The sequence below is a fragment of the Streptomyces sp. NPDC059037 genome, from assembly GCF_042740015.1.
GTDB lineage: Bacteria > Actinomycetota > Actinomycetes > Streptomycetales > Streptomycetaceae > Streptomyces.
In genome coordinates this window covers 1-1,920 of sequence record NZ_JBHYIG010000514.1, presented here as the reverse complement: position 1 = coordinate 1,920, position 1,920 = coordinate 1, and the positions used below count along the sequence as shown (strand labels likewise).

The following is a 1,920-nucleotide window of genomic DNA, read 5'->3' as shown; positions in this document are numbered from 1 at the left end:
TACACGTAAATCTCTGTTTTAATGGATGTATTCAAGGAATGACAGACCCGTGCCCGAACCGTCGCCCACCGAGACCCGGCGGGCGACGGAATACAGGAAGGGTCGAGATCCGCGATGAATATCAAAAACGCGGCGCACTCCCCCGTGCACTACATCGTGCACTCACTTGTGCACTGCCTTATGCACTCACTCGTGCACTACACCGTCAGCGCGCGATCGCCTCACGCACGACGTCGATCGCGCCCACCGGGCACAGCTGGGCGGCCAGCTCGACCGGCTGCTCGAGGTCCGCGGGCGGCTGCGTGACGCGCAGCAGCACCAGACCTTCCGTGTCGTCCTGGTCGAAGACCTCCGGGGCGTTCACCACGCAGTTCCCGGAGCCCGCGCACAGTTCCCTGTTCACCGTGATGTGCATGGTCACCACGTCACCGGCAGCTCGGCGACGCCGAACGTCACGGCCATCGGACGCTGCGGGACATCGGCCAGCTTCAGCTCGGAGCGCAGACGGGGGAAGCGGCGGGCCAGCTCGACCAGCGCCACCCGCAGTTCGGCCCGGGCCAGGGGCTGGCCGATGCACTGGTGCAGGCCGAAGCCGAACGCCATGTGCCGGTGCGCCTCGCGCCGCTTGGGGTCGAAGTCGTCGGGGTCCTCGAAGACCGAGTGGTCCCGGTTGGCCATCGACAGCATCGCCACGACGCCTTCGCCCGCCTTGATCTGCTGACCGCCGATCTCGGCGTCCTCCATGGCAAGGCGGGGCAGTCCCGTGCGTACGACGGTGATGTACCGGAGCAGCTCCTCCACCAGGCCGGGCGCAAGGCTCGGGTCCGCGCGCAGGGCGTCGAGCTGCCCGGGGTGTTCCAGGAGCGCGAGGGCGGAGAGGCCGATCATGTTGGCCGTGGTCTCATGGCCCGCGACGAGCAACAGCATGGCCAGGCTGACGAGTTCGTCCTCCCGGAGCTGGCCGGTGTCCACCCGCTCGACCACGAGCCGGCTGAGCAGGTCGTCCTCGGGAGTGGCCCGCTTGAACTTGATGAGGTCACCGAGGAGTCCGGCGAGCGCGCCAAGGGCGGCCTGGGTCTCTTCGGGACCGGAGTTCCTGTCCATGATCACGCGACTGTGATCCTGGAAGAAGTCATGATCGGAGTACGGGACTCCGAGCAGATGACAGATCGTCATCGACGGGACGGGGAGCGCGAACTCGTTCATCAGGTCCGCGGGCGGCCCGATCTCCCGCATCCGCTCCAGCGCCTGGACCACCGTCTCCTCGATGAGCGGCTCGATCCGCCGGATGTTCTTGATCATGAACTCGGCGGTCAGCATCCGCCGGAACCGGCTGTGCTCCTCGCCGTCCATGAAGATGAACAGGCCCGATGCGTCCTCCTGCTTGGGAGGTATCGGGTTGAGTATCGGAAATCCTGTCTTGTACTGGTCCGAGCTGAACCCGGGATGCCGTAAAAGCTGTCGTACGTCGTCATGCCTGCTGATCAGCCAGGCCCAGCCCCCAAAGGGAAGTCGGACTTTTCCGACGGGCCCCTCGAGTCGCTCCAGATCCGCTCCCTTGACGGGAATGAACGGGTTGTCGTCCGGGCCAATAAACGGGAATGCCGGAAGGCTTGCGACATCCACGTCTGCCACGTCCCCCACTACGTCAACACCTCGCAGAACTCGGTATTGGAATGAGGATTCAGACTAACAAGGAGGTTGACCGAAAAATGATCGATCGTGAGACAGGTCACACAACTTGCAAGCGGCCGGATTCAAAACCGGGCACCTGATATTGATGCTCCCTTACGACTCCGCCGCACCTCGCTGGCGGGGGGGGGGGGGGGTGGTGGGGGGGGCGCCCCCGCGCGCCCGCCCCGCCCCAGGGCGGGGGATAAAAAATAGGAACCCGCCGAAGGGGGGGGGGAGAGCCCCCCC

2 protein-coding genes are annotated in these 1,920 nt (G+C 65.4%); both read right to left on the bottom strand.

What is annotated here, in order from left to right; genetic code table 11:
* Positions 1-205: 205 nt before the first annotated feature.
* Entirely contained in the window at positions 206-415 is a 210-nt protein-coding gene (locus ACFWY6_RS45290; RefSeq protein ID WP_384703742.1) for a ferredoxin, read from the bottom strand.
* A gap of 2 nt (positions 416-417) precedes the next feature.
* Positions 418-1,635 carry a cytochrome P450 gene (locus ACFWY6_RS45285; protein ID WP_384703739.1) on the bottom strand — a complete coding sequence of 406 codons (1,218 nt, stop codon included), beginning with the start codon at positions 1,633-1,635 and terminating at the stop codon, positions 418-420.
* Positions 1,636-1,920 lie beyond the last annotated feature (285 nt).